At 74.0% G+C, this 23,546-nt stretch carries 17 protein-coding genes and 1 pseudogene; 15 read left to right on the top strand and 3 right to left on the bottom strand.

The features are described from left to right. The first annotated feature begins 37 nt into the window (after window positions 1-37). Genes AB0H32_RS16745 through AB0H32_RS16705 form a run of 9 tightly spaced genes read left to right on the top strand, consistent with a single transcriptional unit; the run spans window position 38 to window position 11,142 of the window. Window positions 38-727, top strand: a complete 690-nt coding sequence (locus AB0H32_RS16745) for a 2OG-Fe dioxygenase family protein (RefSeq protein ID WP_361120212.1) — start codon at window positions 38-40, stop codon at window positions 725-727. Continuing rightward, window positions 717-3,593, top strand: a complete 2,877-nt coding sequence (locus tag AB0H32_RS16740) for an FAD-binding and (Fe-S)-binding domain-containing protein (RefSeq protein ID WP_361120209.1) — start codon at window positions 717-719, stop codon at window positions 3,591-3,593. The genes AB0H32_RS16745 and AB0H32_RS16740 overlap by 11 nt, the downstream gene beginning before the upstream one ends. A gap of 3 nt (window positions 3,594-3,596) precedes the next feature. Beyond that, window positions 3,597-4,397 (top strand): fumarylacetoacetate hydrolase family protein, encoded by an 801-nt coding sequence (locus AB0H32_RS16735; protein WP_361120206.1) that lies wholly within the window; start codon window positions 3,597-3,599, stop codon window positions 4,395-4,397. Beyond that, on the top strand, window positions 4,394-5,116 hold the full coding sequence (locus tag AB0H32_RS16730) for a sulfite exporter TauE/SafE family protein (RefSeq protein WP_361120203.1): 723 nt from the start codon (window positions 4,394-4,396) through the stop codon (window positions 5,114-5,116). Before AB0H32_RS16735 ends, AB0H32_RS16730 begins: the two co-directional genes overlap by 4 nt. A gap of 56 nt (window positions 5,117-5,172) precedes the next feature. Continuing rightward, a complete protein-coding gene (locus tag AB0H32_RS16725) occupies window positions 5,173-6,369 on the top strand; it encodes an aminotransferase class I/II-fold pyridoxal phosphate-dependent enzyme (protein WP_361120200.1) in 1,197 nt (398 codons plus the stop codon). Then, window positions 6,359-7,693, top strand: coding sequence for an ATP-grasp domain-containing protein (locus AB0H32_RS16720; RefSeq protein WP_361120197.1), 1,335 nt, complete (start codon window positions 6,359-6,361; stop codon window positions 7,691-7,693). The genes AB0H32_RS16725 and AB0H32_RS16720 overlap by 11 nt, the downstream gene beginning before the upstream one ends. After that, on the top strand, window positions 7,690-8,934 hold the full coding sequence (locus tag AB0H32_RS16715) for an ATP-grasp domain-containing protein (protein WP_361120194.1): 1,245 nt from the start codon (window positions 7,690-7,692) through the stop codon (window positions 8,932-8,934). The genes AB0H32_RS16720 and AB0H32_RS16715 overlap by 4 nt, the downstream gene beginning before the upstream one ends. Window positions 8,935-8,977: 43 nt before the next feature. Continuing rightward, a complete protein-coding gene (locus AB0H32_RS16710) occupies window positions 8,978-9,856 on the top strand; it encodes an isocitrate lyase/phosphoenolpyruvate mutase family protein (RefSeq protein ID WP_361120191.1) in 879 nt (292 codons plus the stop codon). After that, window positions 9,853-11,142: an MFS transporter gene (locus AB0H32_RS16705; protein ID WP_361120188.1), complete on the top strand. Its 1,290-nt coding sequence runs from the start codon at window positions 9,853-9,855 to the stop codon at window positions 11,140-11,142. The genes AB0H32_RS16710 and AB0H32_RS16705 overlap by 4 nt, the downstream gene beginning before the upstream one ends. Here the strand turns inward: AB0H32_RS16705 and AB0H32_RS16700 are convergent. After that, window positions 11,094-12,197 (bottom strand): hypothetical protein, encoded by a 1,104-nt coding sequence (locus tag AB0H32_RS16700; protein ID WP_361120186.1) that lies wholly within the window; start codon window positions 12,195-12,197, stop codon window positions 11,094-11,096. The two genes, AB0H32_RS16705 and AB0H32_RS16700, sit on opposite strands and share 49 nt — an antisense overlap. Before the next feature lie 400 nt (window positions 12,198-12,597). Between AB0H32_RS16700 and AB0H32_RS16695 the strand changes: the two genes are divergently transcribed. The 4 genes from AB0H32_RS16695 to AB0H32_RS16680 all read left to right on the top strand — a co-directional run bounded on the left by AB0H32_RS16695 (window position 12,598) and on the right by AB0H32_RS16680 (window position 19,032). Further along, window positions 12,598-15,270, top strand: coding sequence for a SpoIIE family protein phosphatase (locus tag AB0H32_RS16695; protein WP_361120258.1), 2,673 nt, complete (start codon window positions 12,598-12,600; stop codon window positions 15,268-15,270). 236 nt (window positions 15,271-15,506) lie between these two features. Further along, window positions 15,507-16,925: an AlkA N-terminal domain-containing protein gene (locus tag AB0H32_RS16690; RefSeq protein WP_361120255.1), complete on the top strand. Its 1,419-nt coding sequence runs from the start codon at window positions 15,507-15,509 to the stop codon at window positions 16,923-16,925. Next, on the top strand, window positions 16,925-17,428 hold the full coding sequence (locus AB0H32_RS16685; RefSeq protein ID WP_361120183.1) for a methylated-DNA--[protein]-cysteine S-methyltransferase: 504 nt from the start codon (window positions 16,925-16,927) through the stop codon (window positions 17,426-17,428). Before AB0H32_RS16690 ends, AB0H32_RS16685 begins: the two co-directional genes overlap by 1 nt. Window positions 17,429-17,817: 389 nt before the next feature. Next, a complete protein-coding gene (locus tag AB0H32_RS16680) occupies window positions 17,818-19,032 on the top strand; it encodes an SGNH/GDSL hydrolase family protein (RefSeq protein WP_361120180.1) in 1,215 nt (404 codons plus the stop codon). 154 nt (window positions 19,033-19,186) lie between these two features. Here AB0H32_RS16680 and AB0H32_RS16675 read toward each other — a convergent pair whose 3' ends face one another. Both AB0H32_RS16675 and AB0H32_RS16670 read right to left on the bottom strand, forming a co-directional pair. Then, window positions 19,187-19,669 (bottom strand): DUF456 domain-containing protein, encoded by a 483-nt coding sequence (locus AB0H32_RS16675; RefSeq protein ID WP_361120177.1) that lies wholly within the window; start codon window positions 19,667-19,669, stop codon window positions 19,187-19,189. A 36-nt stretch (window positions 19,670-19,705) separates the two neighbouring features. Next, window positions 19,706-20,695: a helix-turn-helix domain-containing protein gene (locus AB0H32_RS16670; protein WP_361120174.1), complete on the bottom strand. Its 990-nt coding sequence runs from the start codon at window positions 20,693-20,695 to the stop codon at window positions 19,706-19,708. Window positions 20,696-21,157: 462 nt separating this feature from the next. Between AB0H32_RS16670 and AB0H32_RS16665 the strand changes: the two genes are divergently transcribed. Both AB0H32_RS16665 and AB0H32_RS16660 read left to right on the top strand, forming a co-directional pair. After that, window positions 21,158-22,729: a protein phosphatase 2C domain-containing protein gene (locus AB0H32_RS16665; RefSeq protein WP_361120172.1), complete on the top strand. Its 1,572-nt coding sequence runs from the start codon at window positions 21,158-21,160 to the stop codon at window positions 22,727-22,729. A gap of 69 nt (window positions 22,730-22,798) precedes the next feature. Next, window positions 22,799-23,539 (top strand): annotated as a pseudogene (locus AB0H32_RS16660) (thiamine pyrophosphate-binding protein); the annotation flags it as partial. Between the last annotated feature and the right edge of the window lie 7 nt (window positions 23,540-23,546).

Raw genomic sequence — 23,546 nt, 5'->3', positions numbered from 1 at the left:
TGCGTCGCCCGAGTTCGCCGACCTGAGGGGGAAACTGATGACCACCACCGTTGCGCCGTTCCTGCACATACCCGCCGCCGACCTGCTCCAGGCGCTGGCGGCCCATTCGGAAGAGGAGCTGAAGGTCTTCCGGGAGGCCTGGGAGGACCTGCCCGTGGACGCGTACCTGAAGGACGGGGCCGACTACCGGCGCCGCCGCTACGGCTCGTTCAGCGGCGTGGACCGCCTGGAGCCCGACTCGCAGGGCGCCTTCCACCAGTCCGTCGAGGTCAACGCCCTGCACGGCGGCATCGACCGGCACTTCCCGCCGCTCGCCGGGGAGTTCGCGTCCTCCGGCGTGCTGCGCACCCTCGTCGCAGCCCTCGCCGACCGGCTGCCCGGCGCGTTCGACCGGGAGACGGGCGGTGTGGGCATCCACCAGATCCGCATCGTCGCCACCCGTGACGCCGAGGGCCTGCCCGCTCCGGAGGGCGTCCACGAGGACGGCCACCACTTCGTCGCCCAGGTCTTCATGGGCCGCAGCGGCGTCCAGGGCGGTGCCTCGCAGATCTACGACCGCGAGCACCGGCCGCTGCTGCGCACCACGCTCACCGAGACGTTCGAGACGATCGTCATCGACGACCGGCGCGTCTTCCACGGCGTCGACGCGATCGAACCCGCCGAGGGCCACCGCGCCGGCGTCCGCGACATGCTGCTCGTCGACTTCTTCCCGCGCAATGACGTCTGACGTCTCGTCCCGGGCAGGGTCGGGCGGCGTCCCGGACGGCTTTCTGCGTGAGCTCGCCGAACGCCTGCCCGCCGCCCGCACCGACGCCCTGACCAGGTCCGCCTACACCGCCGACGCGTCGATCTACCGGGTCGTGCCGGCCGCGGTCGTCGAACCCCGGGACGCCGAGGAGGCCGCCACCGCCGTGGCGGTCGCCGCGGCCCACGGGGTCGGGGTCACCTCGCGCGGCGGCGGCACCTCCATCGCCGGCAACGCCATCGGCCCCGGCCTGGTGCTGGACTTCTCCCGGCACATGAACCAGGTGCTGGAGATCGACCCGGACGCCCGTACGGCGACCGTCCAGCCCGGCGCGGTGCTCGGCGCCGTGCGAGCCCGCGCCGCCGAGCACGGGCTGACCGTCGGCCCGGACCCGTCGACGTACTCGCGCTGCACCATCGGCGGGATGATCGGCAACCACGCCTGCGGTCCGCACTCCGTGGCCTGGGGCACCACCGCCGACATCACCGAGCGCATCGACGTGCTGCGCGCCGACGGACGGCTGCTCAGCATGGGCGCGGGCACCACCGGCGACCAGGAGCTCGACGCCCGGCTGCGTGACCTGCGGGACGCTCATCTCGCCACGATCCGCACCGAGCTGGGGCGGTTCAGCCGGCAGGTCTCCGGCTACGGGCTGCACCGGCTGCTGCCCGAGCGGGGCTTCCACGTGGCCCGCTCCCTGGTCGGTTCCGAGGGCACCTGCGGCATCGTCCTCGGCGCGACCATCGGCCTGGTGCCGGTGCCCGCCGCCCGGGTGCTGCTGGTCCTCGGCTTCCCCGACGTGTACGACGCCGCCTCTGCCGCCCCCGCCCTGGCGCGGGCCGGTGCGCTGACCGTCGAGGGCATGGACGCCGCCCTGGTGGACGCGCTGCGCTCGCGGCCGGGCCGGGCTCAGGGCGTCGACCTGCTCCCGCCCGGAGGGGCCTGGCTGTACTGCGAGATCGAGGGCACCGACCCGGCGGACGCCGAGGCCCGGGCCCGGCGCATCGGGCGGGAGGCCGGCGCCCGTTGGGAGGTGTTCACCGACTCCGCACGCACCGACGCCCTGTGGAGCATCCGGCGCAACGGCGCCGGCATCGCCACCCGCATGGCCGACGGGCGGGAGGCCTGGCCCGGCTGGGAGGACTCCGCCGTACCCGCCGAGAACCTCGCCGGATACCTGAAGGACCTGCACGCCCTGATGGACGAGCGGAAGCGGCAGGGCACCATCACCGGCCACTTCGGTGAGGGCTGTCTGCACCTGCGCGTCGACTGGGACCTCACCAGCGAGACCGGCATCGCCGACTACCGCACCTTCATCGAGACGGCCGCCGACATCGCCGTGTCGCACGGCGGCTGCGCCTCGGGCGAGCACGGGGACGGGCGGGCCCGCTCCGAGCTGCTCACCCGCACCTATTCACCCGAACTCATCGGCGCCTTCCGGGAGTTCAAGAACATCTGGGACCCGCAGGGGCTGCTCAACCCGGGCATCCTGGTCGACCCCGCCCCACTGGACGCCTCCGTGCGGCCCGGGCCCGGCCACGACCGGCACTCCCTGCCGTTGCTCACGCTCTCCGCCGACCGCGGCTCGATGGCGGGCGCCGTACGCCGCTGCATCGGCGTCGGCAGCTGCCGCAACGCCGCCGGCGCGATGTGCCCGTCGTTCCAGGCCACCGGTGACGAGGTGCACTCCACCCGGGGCCGCTCCCGGGTGCTGGGCGAGATGCTGCGCGGCGAGACCCTGCCGGACGCCTGGCGTTCGGAAGAGGTCCGCGAGGCGCTCGACCTGTGTCTGTCGTGCAAGGCGTGCAAGAGCGAGTGCCCGGTCAACGTCGACATGGCGGCGTACAAGGCGGAGTTCCTGCACCAGCACTACAAGGGACGGCTGCGGCCCCGGGCCCACTACGTGCTCGGCTGGCTGCCGCTGCTCGGCCGGCTCGCCTCGCTCGCGCCGGGGGCCGTCAACGCGCTCGCGCGGCGGCCGGGGATCGCCCGGGGGCTGTCCCGGCTCGCCGGACTGGAGACGCGGCGGGGACTGCTGGGGGTCGCGCCCCGCACCTTCCGCCAGTGGTTCCGTGCCCGCAGGGCGGCGACCACCCCCACCAGGGAGACGGTCGTGCTGTGGCCGGACACCTTCTCCAACTTCCTCGACCCGTCGGGTGCGCAGGACACCGTCGAGGTGCTGGAGGCGCTCGGCTACGAGGTCGTCCTGCCCGACGGCCCGGTCTGCTGCGGCCTGACCTGGTACTCCACCGGTCAACTGGGCGTCGCCCGAAGCGTGCTGGACCGCTCCCTGAAGTCCCTGGAGCGGCACCTGACGGCCGGCCGCACCGTGGTCGGCGTCGAGCCGTCCTGCACACAGGCGCTGCGCGAGGAGTCCGTGGAGCTGCTGCCCGAGTCACCGACGGCACGCAGGCTGGCACAGCAGACCACCACGCTCGCCGAACTCGTCGCCCGGCACGACGGTGACTGGCCCTTCGGCACCCTGGACACCGAGGCCGTGCTCCAGCCGCACTGCCACACCGAGGCAGGCCCCGGCCACGGCGCCGAGCTCGAAGTCCTCAAACGGCTCGGCGTGGACACCGACGTGGTCACCGCGGGCTGCTGCGGCCTCGCCGGCAACTTCGGCTACGAGCCCGGCCACTGGGAGGTCTCCCGGTCCTCGGCGGAGCGTGAGCTGTACCCGAAGGTGAGGGCCGCCGACGCCGGCACCGCGATCGTCGCCGACGGCTTCTCCTGCCGTACGCAGATCTCCCAGGGCACGGAACGCCGGGCCACGCATCTGGCGGCGCTGCTGCGCAAGGCCCTGACGACCGGACGCACCACACCAGCACAGCGAAAGAACGGGTGACGCATGCGCATCGTGAGGTACCAGGAGACGGAACCCGGGGAGCACCCCGGCGCTTTCGGCGCCGGCGGCGTCTCGTACGGCATCCTCGGCGCCGACGGGCTGATCACCCCGCTCGACGGCGATCCGTACGGGGACCGCCGCCCGGGCGCCGGTCCCGATCGGCCCTCGGCCGAGGTGACGCTGCTCGCCCCCGTGGAGCCCTCCAAGGTCATCGCGGTCGGCCGCAACTTCGCCGCGCACGCCGCCGAGTTGGGCAACCAGGTGCCGGAACGGCCGCTGATCTTCCTCAAGCCGTCCACCAGTGTGATCGGCCCGGGGGCGGACATCGTCTTCCCCGGGTACAGCGAGGAACTCCACCACGAGGCGGAGCTGGCGGCCGTCATCGGCGTCCGCTGCCGCGACCTGAAGCCCGAGGAGGTGCCGGCCGCCCTGCTCGGCTACACCTGCGCCAACGACGTCACCGCCCGCGACCTGCAGAAACCGGACGGACAGTGGTGGCGGGCCAAGGGGTCGGACACCTTCTGCCCCCTCGGCCCCTGGGTGGAGACCGACCTGGACCCGGCCGCACTGCGGATCACCGCCACCGTCAACGGCGAACTCCGCCAGGACGGCGGCACCCACCAGATGGTCCGCCCCGTGTACGAGCTGATCGCCCACATCAGCACGGCCATGACCCTGCTGCCCGGCGACGTGATCCTCACCGGCACCCCTGCGGGCGTCTCCCGGATGTACCCCGGTGACGTCGTGACGGTCGCGGTCGAGGGCCTCGGCCAGCTCACCAACCCCGTTGTGGAGGCCGTATGACCGCCGTCGTCGGAGTCTTCCTCGTCCTCACCCTGGCCTCCGTCGTGCGCACCACCGCCGGTTTCGGCTTCTCCCTGGTCGCGGTGCCGCCGCTGACGCTGCTGCTCGACCCGGTGACCGCCGTCGTCGTGGCCGCGATCATGGCGCTGCCGCTCAGCCTGTGGATCGCCGTACGGGACTGGCGGCACGTGGACAAGCGGATCACCGCCGTCTCGCTCGGCGCGGGCCTCGCGGGCGTGCCGTTCGGGGTGTGGCTGCTGCACGAGCTGCCCGCCCGGGCGCTCTCGCTGGTCATCGCCGCCGTCGTGCTGCTGTGCACGTTCATGGTGTGGCGCCGCGTCACCGTGCGCGGCGGGCTCGGCGCGGTCGCCTGGATCAGCGCCTTCTCCGGCGCCTCCTTCGCCTCGACCGGAATCGACGGCCCGCCGATGGTCGCCGCGATGCAGAGCCTGCGGCTGGAGCCCCGCGTCCAGCGGGCCACGCTCGGGGTGGTCTTCTCCGGCACGAGCACGGCATCGCTGGCCGGCTTCGGGTTCAGCGGACAGCTCACCGCCGACGTCGGGTGGGCGCTGCTCGCCGGTGTGCCCGCCCTGTTCATCGGGATCTTCGTCGGGGAGCGCATCTTCGCCCGCTTCGACTCCGAACGCTTCAGGCAGGCCGTCCTCGGACTGCTCGTCGTCAGCTCGGTGTCGGTGCTGGCGGGGGTGGTCGCAGGCTGACCGGTGCACCCGCAGTCCGTCCTTCGCACGACCCTTCAGACAGATAGGAGCCCCGCATGCGCATGGCCGCACGCGCGCACTCCGTGTCCGGATCCAAGACCTCCGGTACCCGCAACAAGGCCGAGGCCCTGCGCGCCCAGGGCGTCGAGATCATCAACTTCGCCGCAGGAGAGCTGGACCTCGCCCCGCCCGCCGAAGTCCTCCGCGCCCTGCACACGGCCGCCGACGGCGACACCCACCGCTACACCGACACCGCCGGACTGCCCGCTCTGCGCGCGGCCCTCGCCGAACGCATCAGCCGTCTGTCCGCGGTGCCGTACGAGGCGGGCGAGGTGATCGTCACCACCGGCGCCAAGCACGGCCTGCACCTCGCTGCGCTCGCCCTGCTCGACCCGGGCGACCAGGCGCTGGTCCCGAACCCGGGCTGGGGCACCTTCGCCGCCCAGATCCGCATCGCAGGCGGCGAGCCCGTGCCGGTGGAGACCTCCGACACCGGGTTCGTGCCGGAGGTGGACCGCCTGGAGGCGCTGCGCACACCGCGCACCCGGATGCTCGTCCTCAACACCCCGAACAACCCCACCGGCGCCGTCTGCCCGCCGGAGCAGCTCGCCCGCATCGCCGCCTGGGCCCTCGCCCACCGGGTGTGGATCGTCTTCGACGAGTGCTACGGCGAACTCGTACTGCCCGGCGTCACCCACGCCCACCCCGCAGCCCTGGTCCCCGAGGCCCGCGAACTGACCGTCGGCATCGGCTCGTTCTCCAAGAGCTTCGCCGTCACCGGCTGGCGGGCCGGCCATGTGCACGGACCGCGCCCGCTGATCGACGTCCTGAAGAACCTGCAGAGCCACACCGCCTCGAACGTCACCAGCGTCGTCCAGCACGCGCTGCTGCCCGCCGCCCGAGGCGAACTCGACGGCTTCACCGCGCAGGCCCGCGACATCCTCGCCCGCCGGCACGCCCGCGTCGGCGAGGCCCTGGCCGCCATCGACCACATCCGCCCCGCCGCCACACCCCAGGGCGCCTTCTACTACTTCCTCGACGTCCGCGAGGTCCTCGGCCGCAAGATCGGCGGCGTTCCCGTCCCGGACACCGACACCCTCACCGGTGTCCTCATGGAACAGGCGCACATCGCCGTCACCCCGGGCACCGCCTTCGGCGCCGAGGGGTTCGTGCGGCTGTCGTACGCGATCGCCGAGGACCGGATCGCCGAAGGGCTCGACTCGCTGCGGGAGGCGATGACCCATGTCGAATGAACCCCTCGTGCTGTATTTCGGTGCCGTCCAGCGACCCGAGTTCTACACCGGGCTGCTCGACTCCGGCGTCGCTCTCGGCGTGCTGCGGGACTCCGACAGCGTGCACACCCTCGAACCGGAGGAGTTCGCCCTCGTCGAGCGGATACGGTTCGCCGACGGCGCCGACGCGGTCGTACGGAGCCTCGAGGAGATCGGTCGGCGGTGGCGGATCGAGGCCGTGCTGAACGTCGACGAGACCCTCGTGCAGCTGTGGGCCGAGGTCTGCGCACGGCTCGGGCTGCCCGCGATGAGCGGCGAGGCCGCGGCGGCCGTGCGCAGCAAGAGCGAGATGCGGCGGCGGTTCGCGGAGCACATCGGCGAGCACGCCTCGGCCCGCTCGGCCGTCGTCACGAGCGAGGAACAGGTGCTGGCCTTCGCCGCCGGCACCGGCTACCCGGTGGTGCTCAAGCCCGGCAACCTGTGGGGCAGCTACTTCGTCTCCCGCTGCGAGGACGCCGCCGAGCTGACCGCCGCCTACCGCGAACTGGCCGCCACCCTCCCGGAGTTCAGCGCCGGACAGCGCGTCACCGACACCCCGGCGGAGATCCTCGTCGAGGAGTTCCTCACCGGTACCAACCACTCCGTGGAGTGCCTCGTCCTCGACGAGCGGGTGTGGACGACCCCCGTCGTCGACGTGGTCACCGGCACCGACCTCGGCGGCACCGACTTCCACCACTTCGCCCGGGTCACCGCCACCCGCCTCACGCCCGCCGAGCGGGAGCGGATGCGGGCCCTGGCCGCCGACGCCGTGCGCGCCCTCGGCATCCGCCGGGGTCTGGCCCACGTCGAGTTCGTGCACGGACCCACCGGCCCCCGTCTGATCGAGGTGGCCGGCCGCCCCGGCGCCAACCGTGCCCCGTTGCTGCGTGAGGCCTACGGCATCAACCTCATCGGCGGCTACCGGGACGTCCTGCGCGGCGTGGAGCCCTCGGTCGAGCCGGTGCGGTGCGGGGCCGCCGCGGTCGTCACGCCCTACCCGGACCGGGCCGGGACGCTCGTCGAGTACGCCGGCCTGGAGCGGGTGCGCGCCCTGGCGTCCACCGCGCAGGTCGACGTGTACAAGCACCCCGGCGATCTGGTCCAGCCCCGCCACGAGGGTGCCGGATCACCGCTGCGGATCGAGCTGCGCGCTCCCTCACCCGAGCAACTCCTCGCAGACCTCGACGAGTTGCGCAGGCTGTGCGAGGACCTGTTCGTCGTGCGGGAGATGCGGGACGGCGGGGCCCGGGGCGCCGGCCCGGAGGCTGCCGGCCCGGCGGTCGTCGGCCCGGAGGCCGCCGGATGAGCGCACGGCATGTCGTGTTCCTGGAGAGCAACCTCACCGGGAGCGGCTACGAGGCGATCGCCGCCGCCCGCCGGGCCGGGCACCGGGTCACCTTCCTCACCCGGGACCTGCCGATGTACCTGGCGCCGGGGCACGAACGCCTGGACCTCTCCCTCGTCGACGAGGTCGTCACCTGCGAGACCAACGACCCGGCCGCCGTCGTCGCCGCCGTGGAGGGGCTCGACCGCCCGGCGGACGCGATCGTCGCCGTCGGCGAATGGCACATGATCAGCGCCGCCGTGGCCTCCCGCACCCTCGGCCTGCCCGGCCCCGACCCGGACGGCGTCCGCGCGGCCCGCGACAAGTCCGCCACCCGGGCCCGGTGCGCGGCGGCCGGAGTGCCGGTGCCGGGCTTCGCCCGCGTCGAGCGGCCCGAGGAGGTGTACGGCCTCGCCCTGGCGTACCCCTGCGTGGTCAAGCCCCTCGACGACGGCGGCAGCAACGGCGTACGCCTGTGCCGTGACCGGGACGAGGCCGCCGATCACGTACGGCTGCTGCTGAAGGACACCCACAACGAGCGCGGTCAGCGCAAGATCCCGGCGGCGCTCGTCGAGGAGTACGTCGACGGACCCGAGGTCAGCGTCGAGGTGCTGGTGCGGGGAGGGGAGGCGGTCGTCCTCGCCGTCACCTCCAAGGAACTGGGCGAACTGCCGTACTTCTGCGAGACGGGACACCACGTGCCCGCCGCCCTGGGCTCCGGCCTGGACGAGCAGTGCGCGGACGTGGCCCTACGGTCGCTGCGCGCCGTCGGATTCGACTTCGGCGCCGCCCACGTCGAACTGCGGCTGGCCGCCGACGGCCCTCGCCTCATCGAGATCAACTGCCGCCCGGCAGGCGACCGGATCACGCAGCTCGTCGCCCTCAGCACAGGTGTGGACATTCCCGCCGAGCTGGTGGCGATGTACCTGGAGCGGGCCGACCCGCGCCCCCTGCCCGTGCCCGGCAGCAGCCGGGCCGCCGCCATCGCCTTCCTGCCGGCGGCGCAGGGCGTCGTGACCGCCGTCGCCGGCGTCGACACGGCGGCCCGGCTGCCCGGAGTGGTCGACGTCGGCCTGTACGTCGAGCCGGGCACCCACGTGCCCGCGCTTCCCAACAACACCGCCCGGTACGGGCACGTCGTCGCCGTCGCCCCCAGCGGGCGCGAGGCACTGCGGCGCGCCCGTACCGCGGCCGACGCCATCGGCGTGAGTGCGTCCGTCTGACGCCCTCGCCCACTCGCCCCATCTCGCCTGGAGGAGCACCGCCATGCTCAAGTCCACCCCACACCCCTCCTTCCGTACGGTCCTCACCGCCCGTCGTGCCGCCGGGAGCGCGGTACGGGTCGCCGGTGCGCACGACGCGCTGGGCGGCCGGCTGGCCGAGGCCGCCGGGTTCGACGCCGTCTGGGCGTCCAGCCTGGAGGTGTCCGCCGCCCGCTGCCTGCCCGACGCGAGCGTGCTGACGATGACCGAGTACCTGGAGGCCGCGGCCCACACCCAGAAGGCGCTCGGCATCCCGGTCGTCGCCGACGTCGACACCGGCTACGGCAACAACCTGAACGTGGCCCACATGGTCCGCGAGTACGAGGCCGCCGGGATCACCGCCGTCGCCATCGAGGACAAGCAGTTCCCCAAGATGAACAGCTTCGTCGCCACCAGCCACACCCTCCTCGACACCGAGACCTTCAGCTCCAAGCTGCGGGTCGCCAAGCAGGCCCAGCGCACCGAGGACTTCTTCGTCATCGCCCGCACCGAGGCGCTGATCGACGGGCTCGGCGTGGAGGTCGCCCTGGAGCGCTGCCACGCGTACGTCGACGCCGGCGCCGACGGTGTGCTCGTGCACTCCAAGAAGCCCACCAACGAGCAGGTGCTGGCCTTCCTCGCCGAGTGGGGCGACCGGGCACCGGTGGTGGTCGTCCCGACGACCTACCCCGACTGGCACATCGACGACGCCGTCAAGGCGGGCGTGTCCACCGTCATCTACGCCAACCAGGGTCTGCGGGCCACCATCCGCGCGCTGCGCGAGACCTACGGCACGATCGTCGAGCGGGGCGACACCACCGAACTCGAGGACCGCATCGCCTCCGTGAAGGACATCTTCGCCCTGCAGAGCCTGACCGACTGGCAGGAGCTGGAATCGGCATGACGGCCGTGCGCTCCCCGTCCGCGCGTGAGGGACGGCGGGGGCAGTTGCCACCGGTGTTCTGGCTGCTGTTCGCCGGCACGCTGCTGAACCGGCTGGGCATCCTCGTCCCCGCGTTCCTCTCGCTGTTCCTGGCCGCCGAGACCGGACTGTCCCTGGGCACCATCGGCGTGCTGGTCGGGTTGTGGGGCGCCGGGTCGGTGGCGGGGTCGCTGGTGGGCGGGGTGCTGGCCGACCGGCTGGGGCCGCGGGCGGCGGTGCTGCTGTCGCAGGCGGCATCGCTGGCCGCCTCCGCCGCCCTGGCCTGCACCCATCGGGCCGCGGTGCTCGCCGGGGTCGTGGTGCTGTCCGGCTGCGCCTCCACGGTGCACAAGCCGGCCGGGGCGGTGGTCGTCTCCGGGAAGCTGCCCGCGACGGGCCATGTGCGGGCCTTCGGCCTGCTGTACTGGGCGTCCAACATCGGTGCGGCCGTGTCGCCGGCGGTCTCCGGAGTGCTGCTGGAGCGCGGCGCCCTCTGGCTGATCGTCCTCAACATGACCACCGCGGTCGGCTACAGCCTGATCGCGCTGCGGCTGCCGGGGCGGGATGCGGGGACGGGCGGCGGGGCGGCCGGAGAGGCGCGTTCCCCCGGGCGGGGTCTGCTCGCGCCGTTCCGCTCCGGGCCGGTCGCCCGCTTCCTGTTCCTGTCCTTCTGCCTCGCCCTGATCTACCTCCAGAAACAGTCGACACTGCCCCTGGACATGGCCGCCCACGGGCTGGACCCCCACACCTACGGCCTGGTCGTCTCCCTCAACGGCCTGCTGATCATCGTGCTCCAGCCCGTCGTCTCCCGGCTGGCCGAACGGCTCGGCATGGACGCCCAGTTCGTCCTGGCCGGGCTGCTGATCGCGGTCGGCTTCGGCACCAACTCCGTGGCGGGGAGCGCATGGTCGTACGCCGCCGCGCTCACCGTGTGGACCCTGGGCGAGATCCTGCTGGTGCCGCAGGCGTCCGCGTTCCTGGTGCGGCACGCCCCCGAGGGCCGGGCGGGCTCCTACCAGGGCGCCTACCAGTTCGTGTGGAACCTGGGCCTGGTGCTGGGCGCCCCGCTCGGGATGACCGTGCGCGACACGTACGGCGGGGATGTGCTGTGGGCGGTATGCCTGGTGCTGGGGGTGGGAGTGGTGACGGCCCATGCGGCGTATGCCTGGCTGGCCGGGGGAGGACGTGCGGGGCAGGGCCGGAGCGGGGAGCCACCGGATCAGGCCGGCGGACAGACGGACGACAGGGCGGGAACCCGGTCGACCTGACCCGGGCCGGGGACCTCGTCCGTCATCGGGGGGCACTCCGCATCCCCCTCCAGGACCCCCGACTTGGCGATGAGGTACCCGAGCTGTGCGCGGCTGCGGCTGCCGAACCGCGCCGAGATCCGGGCGATGTACTCCTGGCAGCGCCGGACGCTGATCCCTAACTGCTGGGCCGTCACCGCGTCCTTGTCGCCGGCCACCACGTGCCGCATGATCGCCAGCTCCAGCTCGTCGGTGATCCGCGCCGTCACCTTGTCCCGGCCCGGCGGGGTGAAGGGGACGGCACGGATCCAGGACCGTTCGAAGGCGAGGGCCAGGAAGGAGACGACGGCCGGGATGCGCACCTCGACGGCGACCGTGCGGTCCGCGGTGCTGGGGATGAAGGCGATCTTTCGGTCGAAGACGATCAGCCGGTCGAAGTTCTCGTCCAGCGTGCGCACCTCGGCGCCCTGCTCCTCGACGGTGCGCACATAGGCCCGGGTGGTCGCGCTGGTGCGGGCGTTGTGCTGGTAGATCGTCTTCATCCGGGCGCCCCGGCCGAGCATGGCGAGCGTCGGCGGCAGCGAGGCCGCCAGCACCTCCGCGGAGCGCGGGCCGCCCGGCTGCGAGGTCAGGATCTCCTCGTGGCACTCGCGGGTGGCCATCTCGATGGCGGCATTGATGTGCGCGAGACCCGAGTGCACCTCGTACCCGCCGGAGTCCCGGTGCAGCCGGTACGCCTCCACGGCCGGGGCCAGCGCCTCCTGGGTGTGCAGCAGCCGGTCGAGCACCTCCTGCGCCTCACCGAGGATCTCGCTCGCACGCCGGCCGCAGACGAGGCCGGGGTTGACGGCCATGTAGATGGCGTCGTCGGTGCCGTCGCCGGGTGTGCCCCCCGCGTCGTCCTCGCCGCTGCGGTACAGCAGTCCGTTCGCCACGAGCCGGCGTACCGCGTTCGGCGGCGTCGTCCCGTCGATGGGACCCGGCAGCCGGGGCAGCAGCGAGGAGTACACCTCGATGTCCTCCTGCCGCAGCGGCCCGGCGTCCGATGCGCCTGCCGACCCACCCAGATCGTTCACGTTTCCCCCGCACTCGGTCATCGACCCGTCATCTTTGGTAAAAGTTATCCGTCGTGGTGCCCGGTCATGCTTGACAGTCCTGTGACGACCGTCTCTTGTCATGCATGACAACGATGCCTTGCGCGCGGTGGTGAAGGTGCGTTCGTCATCGGCGGCCGTCCTTCACCCCGCGTCGTGATTTGATCATGTTCGACCGGAGCCCGGCCCTTCCGGGTGTGGGCCGGGCCGGTGTGCCGTGCCCGTCGAGCGCGTCCGTTACATCGGCTGATGCTAGAAATAGACCATGAAGAGGCTTTTCGGCCTGTTCAACGTGCGGCCCGCCCCCGCGCAGGCCGAGGCGCTCCCGGCCGCCGAGGGCCACCGCCGCCTCCCGCCGGGCCTGCGCACCGTCGCGGGCCAGATGTTCGTCCTGCAGTTCGTCATCGTGGTCCTGTTCGGTGCGGTGGCCGTGACGGCGCTGGCCCTGCAGGCCCAGCAGGCGAGCCTGGCCGAGGCCCGGGCCCGCTCGCTCGTGGGTGCCGAGTCCTTCGCGAACGCCCCGGGCACGCTCGCCGCCATGCGTTCCGCCCACCCGAGCGCGCTGCTCCAGCCCCGGGCGGAGGCGGCCCGCAGGACGTCGGGAGTCGACTACGTCGTCGCGTTCAGCCCGGCCGGCTACCGGTGGTCGCACCCCGACCCGAACCTGATCGGCAAGCACGTGACCGGCACCTACGCCCAGGGCCTCGCCGGGCACCGGTACACCTCCACGTTCCGCACGCCCGTGGGCCAGGCCGTGGACACGACCGTCCCGGTCCTCGACGGCCGCGGCAAGGTCGCCGGGCTGGTGTCGGTCGGCATCACCGTCCACAGCGTGAACGCGCGCGTGATGCGGCAGATGCCGCTCCTGCTGGGCGCCGGCGCCGGTGCCCTGGTGCTGGCGACGGCCGGAACGGCGCTGGTGAGCCGCCGGCTGCGGCGGCAGACCCGCGGCCTGGAACCGGCCGAACTGCGGCGGATGTACGACCACCACGACGCCGTGCTGCACGCCACGCGCGAGGGGGTGCTCATCCTCGACGAGGACGGCCGGCTGCTGCTCGCCAACGACGAGGCACGGCGCCTGCTCGACCTGCCCGCCGACGCGCACGGGCGGCACGTCGCCGGCCTCGGCCTCGGACCGGGCCTGAACGGACTGCTCTTCGGCGGGCGGCCCGTCACGGACGAGGTGTGCGAGGCCGGTGAGCGGCTGCTGGCGGTGAGCGTCCGGCCGACCGCGCCCTACGGCGGCCCGCCCGGCAGCGTCGTGACACTGCGGGACACCACCGAACTGCGGGCCGTCGCAGGTAAGGCCGCCGTGGCCGAGCACCGGCTGCGGCTGCTCTACGACGCCATGACCAGGATCGGCACCACCCTCGACGTGGCACACACGGCCGAGGAACTCACCCGGTTCACGGTTCCCCGGTTCGCCGACTACACCAGCATCGACCTGGTCGACTCGATCCAGCAGGGCGGCGAGCCCGAGGGCACGATGATGCGCCGCGCGGCCCTCACCGGCATCCATGAGGACCATCCGCTGTTCCCGGTCGGCACGCTCACCGACTTCGGCTCCGAGACCCCGCAGGCGATCGGCTTCGGCACCGGCGAGCCCGTGCTCGAGGCCGACATGCGCGCCCTGAGCGGATGGCAGGACCAGGACCCCGTCAACGCGCGCAGGATCATCGAACACGGCATCCACTCGATGATGGTGGTCCCGCTGCGCGCCCGCGGCATCCTCATGGGCGTGGCCAGCTTCTGGCGCTCCGAACGGCCCGAACCCTTCGAGGAGGAGGACGTGGCGGTCGCCGAGGAACTGGTGGCCCGCGCCGCACTCGCCATCGACAACGCCCGGCGCTACACGCGCGAGCACACCACGGCCGTCACCCTGCAGCGCAGCCTGCTGCCGCGCCGCATGCCCGAGCAGTCCGCCCTGGACGTGGCCCACCGCTATCTGCCGGCCCGGGCAGGGGTGGGCGGGGACTGGTTCGACGTCATCCCGCTGCCCGGGGCGCGGGTGGCGCTGGTCGTCGGCGACGTGGTCGGGCACGGGCTGCACGCGGCGGCCACCATGGGCCGGCTGCGCACCGCCGTGCTCAACTTCTCCGCCCTCGACCTGAGCCCCGACGAACTGCTGGCGCACCTGGACGAGCTGGTCAGCCGCATCGACAGCGACGAGACGGGCGAGGCCGGCGCGGGCATCACCGGAGCGACCTGCCTGTACGCCCTCTACGACCCCGTCGCCGGGCGGGTCAGCATCGCCCGGGCCGGTCACCCCGGGCCCGCCGTGGTGCTGCCCGACGGCACCGCCTCCTACCCCGACGTGCCGGTCTGCCCGCCGCTCGGCCTGGGCGGCGGCATGCCGGTGGAGACGTGCGAGCTCACGCTGCCCGAAGGATCGCGGCTGGTGCTGTACACCGACGGGCTCGTCGAGGACCGCGGCCGGGACATCGACACGGGCCTGGTGCAGCTGCACGCGGCGCTGGCCGGCACGGTCGGCCGTACGCCGGAGGAGACCTGCACCGACATCCTCCGTACGGTGCTGCCGGACCGGCCGAGCGACGACGTCGCCCTGCTGGTGGCCCGCACCCGGCTGCTGGACCGCGACCGGATCGCCGAGTGGGAGGTGCCCTCCGAGGCGGCCGCCGTGGCCCCGGTCCGCTCCGCGTGCGCCCGCACCCTGGACACCTGGGGACTGTCGGACCTCGGCTACACCACCGAGCTGGTCCTCAGCGAGCTGATCACCAACGCGATCCGCTACGGCTCCCCGCCCGTCCGCGTCCGGCTGCTGTACGACCGCCACCTGATCTGCGAGGTCTCCGACGGCAGCAGCACCGCTCCGCACCTCAGGCGCGCGGCGGACACCGACGAGGGCGGCCGCGGCCTCTTCCTGGTCGCCCGGCTCACCACCCGCTGGGGCACCCGCTACACGGCCCGCGGCAAGGTGATCTGGGCGGAGCAGTCCCTGCACGACGGCCGCCGGGAGCCGGCCGCCGACACGGCCGAGGAGCTCCTGGACCAGTGGCACGACGACCAGTGGGACGAGGGCACCCCCCAGCCATGACGGCATCCCGAGCCACCACGGCACCCCCTGGCCGTCACGGCACCCCCTGGCCGTCACGGCATGCCCTGGCCATGACGGCCATGACAGGCGTGACGGGCACGGTCACGGTGGTCCCGACGGGCCACGACCGTCACGGTGGTCCCGACGGGCCACGACCGTCACGGCGGTCCCGAGCCGACTGCACGTCCGATTTCCGCCAGCCCGCTGTGCGGCCGCGTCCCACACTGGAAGACGTGATGGACGAGGACACCAGGTACGAAGCAGTGCGCAGCCGGGACGGACGGTTCGACGGCGCGTTCTTCTTCGCCGTCGAGACGACCGGGATCTACTGCCGGCCCAGCTGCCCGGCGATCACCCCGAAGCGGCGGAACGTGCGGTTCTTCCCGACGGCCGCCGCCGCGCAGGGCTCCGGCTTCCGCGCCTGCCGGCGGTGCCGGCCCGACGCCGTGCCGGGGTCCGCCGAGTGGAACGTGCGCGCGGACGCCGTCGGCCGGGCCGTGCGCCTGATCGCCGACGGCGTCGTCGACCGCGAGGGCGTCGGGGGCCTCGCCTCCCGGCTCGGCTACAGCGCCCGCCAGGTGCAGCGCCAGCTCACCGCCGAACTCGGCGCCGGACCCGTGGCCCTCGCCCGCGCCCAGCGCGCGCACACCGCACGGGTGCTGCTGCAGACCACCGACCTGCCGGTCACCGAGATCGCGTTCGCGTCCGGGTTCGCCAGCGTGCGGCAGTTCAACGACACGATCCGCGAGGTGTACGACGCGACACCGACCGGCGTACGGGACGCCGCCCCCCGGGGCAGGGGAGCCCGCCGGGCCACCCCGGGTGCGGGCATCCCCCTCCGGCTCGCCCACCGCGGCCCCTACCAGGCCGCCGCCGTCTTCGACCAGCTGGCGCGGGAGGCCGTGCCCGGCGTCGAGGAGGTGAGCGGCGCCCCCGGTCTGCGTACCTACCGGCGCACCCTGCGGCTGCCGTACGGCACCGCGATCGTCGCCGTCCAGGAGCGAAGCCGGACGCCCAAGGCGGGCGGCGGCACCCATCCGGGCGGCTGGCTCGACGCCCGGCTGCACCTGACCGACCCACGGGACCTGACCACCGCCGTGCAGCGGCTGAGGCGGCTCTTCGACCTCGACGCCGACCCGTACGCGGTGGACGAACGGCTCGGCGCGGACCCGCGGCTCGCCCCGCTGGTCGCCGCCCGGCCAGGCCTGCGCTCGCCCGGTGCCGTCGACCCGCTGGAACCCGCTGTACGGGCGCTGGTGGGGGTGGCCGGCGCGGAGAGCCTGGTCCAGCGGTACGGCAAGGCGCTCGACGCCCCCTGCGGCAGCCTCACCCACCTCTTCCCGGAGCCCGCCGCCCTTGCCGGGACCGTGGCCGAGGGCGGGTCCGGGTCCCCGTCCGGCGACACGCTGGGCGTACTCGCCGCCGCCCTCGCCGACGGGACCGTGCACCTGGACCCGGGCGCCGACCGGGACGACGCCCAGGACGCGCTGCTCGCCCTGCCCGGCATGGACCCGGCCGTCGTCGCCGCTGTCCGCGTGCGCACCCTCGGGGATCCCGACGTGGCCCCGCCCGGCATGGACGTGCCGGACACCTGGCGGCCGTGGCGGTCCTACGCCGTCCAGCATCTGCGTGTCGCGGGGGAGTGGACCGACTGATGGAGACGATCTACTGGACGGGCGTGGCCGCCCCGCTCGGCCGGCTCCTGCTCACCGCGGGACCGGACGGCGCGCTCACCTCGCTGTCCGTGCCCGGGCAGAAGGGCGGCCGGGTCGTCCAGGACGGCTGGCGGCACGACCCCGGGCCCTTCCGGGCGGCCGAGGAACAGCTCGCCGCCTACTTCGCCGGTGAACTCAAGGGTTTCCGCCTGCCGTTCAGCACCCACGGCACCGCGTTCCGGGAACGGGTGTGGGCCGCGCTCGACTCCGTGCCGTACGGCGCCACCACCACCTACGGCGAGATCGCCGCGCGCATCGGCGCGTCCCGCGCCGCCGTCCGGGCCGTCGGCGGGGCGATCGGCGCCAACCCCCTGCTCATCGTGCGCCCCTGCCACCGAGTGATCGGCGCCGACGGCTCACTGACCGGATACGCGGGCGGACTCGACCGGAAGGTGTGGCTGCTGACCCTGGAGGGCGCGCTGCCCGGTCCGGTGAATCCGTAGGGTGTGCTGCCCGGGTCGGTGACCGTGGCGGGTGTGCTGCCTGGTTCGGTGACCGTGGCGGGTGTGCTGCCTGGTTCGGTGACCGTGGCGGGTGCGCTGCCCGGGCCGGTGACCTGGAGGGCGCGCTGCCCGGTCCGGGCTCCTCCTCGCCCGGCCGTCGGCGCTGACGGACATCGTTCGGTTCCGCCTGTCCGGGGGCCGGGCTTCTTCCCCGCCGGCCCCCGGCGCGGACGTACACCGTTCGGTTCCGCCTGTCCGGCACAGCGAGCGGCCCTCGGCCCCGGCCGGAGGGCCTACGCCGACCGGGTGGACCGCGGGTGATGTTCCGGCCCCCCGTTCCCGCCGTGTGGGACGGTCGCCTCCGACGGGCGACGAAAGGGCGGGCGCACATGGGCATGGTCGGACGGGTCCTCGTGGCGCTCGTGGTCGCGCTGCTGCCCGAGACGACGGCGGTGGCCGTCGCCGAACCCGCGCCGCCACCGTGGACGGGCAGCTGGGAGACGGCGCCCCACGGCACCACTGCCGCGCTCCCCGGTGCCACCATCCGCAACGTCGTCCACGTCAGCGTCGGAGGCACCGCCGTGCGGATCCGTGTCAGCAACCGGTTCGGCACCGCCCCGCTGCAGCTCGGTGCGGTCACGGTCGCGCTGCGCCGCGCCGCCGGGCCGGACGCCGTGCCCCACACCCTGCACACCGCCACCTTCAGCGGCGCCCCGACGGTCACCGTCCCACCGGGCCAGGACCTGTTCACCGACCCCGTCCCGCTGTCCGTACCGGCCGGCGCCGACCTGCTGGTCACCGTGTTCACCCCGGTCGACAGCGGCCCGGCCACCTACCACCGCACCGCCCTGCAGACCAGTTACCTGGCCCCCGCCGGCCACGCCTCCGACGAGAACGGCTCCGCGTACACCACGGCGATCGGCTCCTGGTACTACGTCACCGGCGTCGACGTCCGCGGCGACGCCGTCGGCAGCGTCGTCGCCTTCGGCGACTCCCTCACCGACGGCACCGGCTCCACCCCCGACACCAACCACCGCTGGCCCGACCGGCTCGCCCAGCGCCTGAGCGGCGACCGGCTCGGCGTCCTCAATGCCGGCATCGCCGGCAACCGGCTGCTGCGCGACGGCACCGGACCGAGCGCCCTCGCACGCCTGGACGCCGACGCCCTGGACCGCGCCGGGGTGCGGGTCCTGGTCGTGCTGGAGGGCATCAACGACATCAAGGGCACCCCCGAGGCGACCGACCCGGCCGCCTTCGCCACCGCGTACCGCACCCTCGTCGCCCGCGCCCACGCCCGCGGCATCCGGGTCGTCGGCGTCACCCTCACCCCGTACGGCGGCTTCTCCGGCTACACACCGGCCCGCGAGGCGGTGCGGCAGAAGGTCAACGCGTTCATCCGCACCGGCGGTGCCTTCGACGCGGTCGCCGACGCAGACGCGGCCGTCCGTGACCCGGCCGCCCCCGAGCGCATCCTGTCCGGCTACGACCCGGGCGACCACCTGCACTTCAACGACGCGGGCATGCGCGCGGTCGCCGACACCGTGGCCGCCGCCCTGGTCCGTGAGGCGGCCGCACCCACCGGCCTGGATCCCGTCGCCCGCTGACCGCCCGGCGCCGGGGGCCGTGCTCCGGCCGCCCGCCCCGCCCGGTCGTCCCCCGCAGTCCGGATGCACGGTGCCCGCCGCCTGCGGCCCGGTCAGTGCCGCACCATCTCGCGTGCGGCCCGGTCAGTGCCGCACCATCGTGTCCGCCGCCGGCTCAGCCCCACACCACCGCTCCCAGCCACGCCCCCACGATCAACAGACAGGCGAACAGCTCGGTGAGCACACTGGAGCCGCCCGAGCGCATCGTGGTGCGCAGTGCGGCCGTCGCCTCGCCGTGCCCGCCGAGCCGCAGCCGCTCGTGCAGGTAGATGCCGGCCATGAAGCCCGGCACCGCGCCCAGCACCGGGATCAGCAAGAAGCCAAGGCACGCGCCGACACCGGCGTACACCCCCATACGGGGCGTCGCACCGCTCGCCCGCAGCCGTCTCGGCGGCAGCATCCAGCGCACCACCAGGGACAGCAGCAGCACCGCGGTGGCCCCGACCAGCACACCCCAGGCGAGCGGCTGCGGGTCCTTCAGCGCCCACCACAGGACCGCGGCCCACACCAGCCAGGACCCCGGCACCCCGGGTACCAGCACTCCGCACAGGCCGAGCACCATCACCACGCCGACCAGCAGGAGTTCCCACGCTCCCATCTGCCCAGAGTGCCGGAGAGCCGAAGAAACCGCAGGTCAGCGGGAGCCCTCCCGGGCCACCCAGCCCCGCTCGTAGGCGTGCCAGCCCAGCTGCAGCCGGGTCGTCACCCCGGTCAGCTCCATCAGCCGCTTCACCCGGCGCTGCACGGTCCTCAGGCCCAGGTCGAGCTGTTTGGCCACGCTCGCGTCGGTCAGCCCGGCCAGCAGCAGTGACAGCACCTCCAGGTCGGTCGCGTCCGGGCCGTCGGCCTGCTGCTCGGCCACCCCGGACGCGCCGAGCCGCAGCGGCAGCGCCTCGCGCCACACCGACTCGAACAGCCCGGCCAGCAGCTCCAGCAGGCCGCTCGCGTGCACCACGAGCGCGGCCGGCTCGGCCGACCGCGAGGTGAGCGGCACCAGGGCGAGGGAGCGGTCGGCGACCACCAGTTTCGTCGGCACCCGGTCCACCACCCGCACCTGCTCGTCCCGGCCGAGCGCCGCCGTCAGTTCGGTGAGCCCGTCCGGCAGGTCCAGAACGGACCGCTCCACCACCACGCGATAGCGGACCCCGCGCCCCGCCGCCTGCTCCTCCGCGTCGTTGTCCGTCCCGGAGACCACCACCGGGTTGCCCGTGACCAGCGCGCACACCTCCTCGGCGGCCCCCAGCTGGAGCTGGAGGAAGCGCTGCGCGACGGCCGAGGCTCCGGTCACCACCTCCACGAGGTCGTGCACCTCCGGCTCGGCGGCGGCCGCCCGGTACTCCTCGGCCAGCAGCGCGGCCGCCAGCTCCGCCTTCTCCAGCTCGTGCCGCTGCCGGGTGAGCAGCGCGCCCAGCGCCACCCCGGGCGGGGCGGCCACCCAGCGGCCCGGACGGGCCGGGGACTGGGCTGCCAGGCCGTGCCGCTCCAGCCGGCGCAGCGCACGCTCGGTGTCCGGCTCGGCCAGCGACAGCCGCCGCGCCAGATCGGCCACCTCCGCGGCGCCCACGGACACCAGCGCCCGGTACGCCGCCTCGTGCGTCTCGTCCAGGCCTATCGCTGCCAGCATCGACCCACGTCCCTCCCCTGAGAGCCAGCCCTCTGCGCGATGCGCCCTGGCGGGAACCGGCCACGGCGCAAACCCGCCGCCGCACATCATCGTCGTACCGACGGTGACTCTGCCAAGGTGGCAGCACCGAGGAGGTGCGGCCGTGCTCACGACCCACAGCCGCCTCCCAGGAAACCAAGCCACAATCAGGCCAATCGGCCGGCGCCCCGGCGGCACCGGTCGCGCGGGCCGGTGACCCGGGCCCGCACGTGCGCGGGCGCGTGCGAAGGGGATGCGGGGCCGGGTCACTGTGGATGTCGCCGGGCGGCCCACCCGTGGGGGGTGGGGCCGCCCGGCGGTCATCTCCCTTCTCTCGTACGGGAGTTCGGGATGTCCCCCGGTGTGTCGTTCGAGGCGGGCTCGTGGCCCGGATTTTCCCCATGCCCCGTTTTCAACCGGCCCGTGCGGTGGACAATTAGGGGCATGAGCCAGCAGGGGGGTAGCCCCGCCCGTCATGAGGACGACTGGTGGGGCCAGCTGTACGACGACTTCAGCGAGGACACCGGCCCCACGGCCGCGCCCGATTCCCTGGACGACCGCTTCACCTCGGCGAAGAACGCGGTGGCGGGGCGGTCCGGCGGGGCGGCGGGAGCCACCGGTGGCACGGCTCCCCGGGATCCGCGCGAGCAGCCGCGCAGGGAGCCCGCGGTCCCCCTGCAGCGAGCGGCGTCACCGCCGCCCACCGCGACCACGCCGACGCCGCCCGCCGCGACGGGACGGACCGCCGCGCCCGCGCCGCAGACCCAGGCCGGGCAGGCCTCCGCACCACCCCTGGGCACGACACCGCCCCGGCAGCGCGCCCCATGGGACCCTCCGGCCACCGAGCCCGGGACCCCGGTGACCCTCCCGCCCGCGCCGGCCGAGGCCGGGGACCGGACGGGGGCGGCGCCCCCTGCGGACCGTCCCTCCGCACCGGCCACCCCACCCGACCGCCTCACCCCACCCGACCGCCCTGCTCCACCCGATCGCCAAGCTCCGGCCACAGCGCCCCTGCCCTCCCCGCCGCCCCCGCCGCCCCCGCCGCCCTCCTCCCTCGACTACGTCGGCTCCGGCCCTCCCACCTACGACCCCGAGCCCACCGCACTGCCCGCCGCCGACCCCGACGACCTCGGTGAACTGGTCGCCGACACCGTGCTGGACGGTGCCCGGTACGGGGCGTGCACGCTGCGGGCCGTGTCGCTGCGCGGGGACTCGGGGCGGTACCGAGGCGAGCCGCGCCGGGACTCGCTGCTCACCGCGCGGTTCGGGACGGGGGAGCAGGCGCTGCTCCTCGTCGCCATGGCGACCGGCGCGCGGGCCGCACCGGGCGCCCACCTGGCGGCGGCCGAGGCCTGCCGGCTGATCGGGCAGGCCGTGGGCCGCAGCCATCGAAGCCTGGTCGAGGACATCCGGGCCGCCCGGCGCGGCGAGCTGAAGTCCGGACTGCACCGCCTGACCGACCGCAGTCTCGGCAGACTGCGCGCCGGCGCGGTCGAACAGGGCCTGGACCCCGAGGAGTACACGGCGAGCCTGCGCTGTCTGCTGCTGCCCGCCGACCCGGACTGCCGGACCCGGGTGTTCTTCGGCGCGGGTGAAGGGGGCCTGTTCCGGCTGCGGGACGGCGCGTGGCAGGACATCGAGCCGCAGGTGTCCGCCGCCGACGGTGCCGAACCCGTCCTCGGCTTCGGCTCGCCCCCCGCCGAGACCCCGGAGGGCGACCGGCTCACCATGGACCTCGGCATCCCGACCCCGCCGAGCCCGTACGAGCCTGCCCCCGAACCGCCCCGGGAGCCGTTCCGCTTCCGTGCCTCGGTAGCCCGTCCGGGTGATGTGCTGGTGATGTGCACCGGCGGCCTCGCCGATCCGCTGCGGGGGGAGGCCGCACTCTGCGCCTACCTGGCCCGGCGCTGGGCCCGCCGCGCCGCGCCGGGCCTGGCCGCGTTCCTCGCGGACGCCCAGGTGCGGGTGAAGGGCTACGCCGACGACCGTACGGCGGCGGCCGTGTGGGAGGCGTAACCGCGGCCCCTGTGGATTGATGGAACGGGGGAGGTGCATCCCGGGACACCGAAGGGGCAGACGACCGCCATGGCCAAGCAGAACGTCGCCGAACAGTTCGTCGACATCCTCGTCCGCGCCGGCGTGCGCCGCCTGTACGGCGTCGTCGGCGACAGCCTGAACCCGGTCGTGGACGCCGTCCGCCGCAACGCCGCCATCGACTGGATCCACGTGCGCCACGAGGAGACCGCCGCCTTCGCGGCCGGTGCGGAGGCCCAGATCACCGGAAAGCTGGCCGCCTGCGCCGGCTCCTGCGGCCCCGGCAACCTGCACCTCGTCAACGGCCTGTACGACGCCCACCGCTCCATGGCCCCGGTGCTCGCCCTCGCCTCGCACATCCCCTCCAGCGAGATCGGCCTCGGCTACTTCCAGGAGACCCACCCGGACCGGCTGTTCCAGGAGTGCAGCCACTACAGCGAGCTGATCTCCAGCCCGAAGCAGATGCCCCGGCTGCTGCAGACCGCCATCCAGCACGCGGTGGGCCGGAGCGGAGTGAGCGTGGTGTCCCTGCCGGGCGACATCGCCGCCGAACCCGCCCCGGACAAGGCCCTCGAGAGTGCCCTCGTCACCTCCCGCCCCACCGTCCGGCCCGGCGACGCCGAGATCGACCGGCTCGTGGAGATGATCGACAAGGCCGGCCGGGTCACCCTCTTCTGCGGCAGCGGCACGGCCGGCGCACACACCGAAGTGATGCAGTTCGCGCAACGGATCAAGTCGCCGGTGGGGCACGCGCTGCGCGGCAAGGAGTGGATCCAGTACGACAACCCGTACACGGGAC

This window comes from Streptomyces sp. NPDC020362 (assembly GCF_040642095.1).
Lineage (GTDB): Bacteria > Actinomycetota > Actinomycetes > Streptomycetales > Streptomycetaceae > Streptomyces.
Note: the sequence above shows the minus strand (reverse complement) of the source record. Positions and strands in the feature narration are given on the sequence as shown.

Coding starts and splice junctions, on each gene's coding strand:
- AB0H32_RS16745 (WP_361120212.1), top strand. CDS start 38: ATGACCACCACCGTTGCGCCGTTCCTGCACATACCCGCCGCCGACCTG.
- AB0H32_RS16740 (WP_361120209.1), top strand. CDS start 717: ATGACGTCTGACGTCTCGTCCCGGGCAGGGTCGGGCGGCGTCCCGGAC.
- AB0H32_RS16735 (WP_361120206.1), top strand. CDS start 3,597: ATGCGCATCGTGAGGTACCAGGAGACGGAACCCGGGGAGCACCCCGGC.
- AB0H32_RS16730 (WP_361120203.1), top strand. CDS start 4,394: ATGACCGCCGTCGTCGGAGTCTTCCTCGTCCTCACCCTGGCCTCCGTC.
- AB0H32_RS16725 (WP_361120200.1), top strand. CDS start 5,173: ATGCGCATGGCCGCACGCGCGCACTCCGTGTCCGGATCCAAGACCTCC.
- AB0H32_RS16720 (WP_361120197.1), top strand. CDS start 6,359: ATGTCGAATGAACCCCTCGTGCTGTATTTCGGTGCCGTCCAGCGACCC.
- AB0H32_RS16715 (WP_361120194.1), top strand. CDS start 7,690: ATGAGCGCACGGCATGTCGTGTTCCTGGAGAGCAACCTCACCGGGAGC.
- AB0H32_RS16710 (WP_361120191.1), top strand. CDS start 8,978: ATGCTCAAGTCCACCCCACACCCCTCCTTCCGTACGGTCCTCACCGCC.
- AB0H32_RS16705 (WP_361120188.1), top strand. CDS start 9,853: ATGACGGCCGTGCGCTCCCCGTCCGCGCGTGAGGGACGGCGGGGGCAG.
- AB0H32_RS16695 (WP_361120258.1), top strand. CDS start 12,598: ATGTTCGTCCTGCAGTTCGTCATCGTGGTCCTGTTCGGTGCGGTGGCC.
- AB0H32_RS16690 (WP_361120255.1), top strand. CDS start 15,507: ATGGACGAGGACACCAGGTACGAAGCAGTGCGCAGCCGGGACGGACGG.
- AB0H32_RS16685 (WP_361120183.1), top strand. CDS start 16,925: ATGGAGACGATCTACTGGACGGGCGTGGCCGCCCCGCTCGGCCGGCTC.
- AB0H32_RS16680 (WP_361120180.1), top strand. CDS start 17,818: ATGGGCATGGTCGGACGGGTCCTCGTGGCGCTCGTGGTCGCGCTGCTG.
- AB0H32_RS16675 (WP_361120177.1), bottom strand. CDS start 19,669: ATGGGAGCGTGGGAACTCCTGCTGGTCGGCGTGGTGATGGTGCTCGGC.
- AB0H32_RS16670 (WP_361120174.1), bottom strand. CDS start 20,695: ATGCTGGCAGCGATAGGCCTGGACGAGACGCACGAGGCGGCGTACCGG.
- AB0H32_RS16665 (WP_361120172.1), top strand. CDS start 21,158: ATGAGCCAGCAGGGGGGTAGCCCCGCCCGTCATGAGGACGACTGGTGG.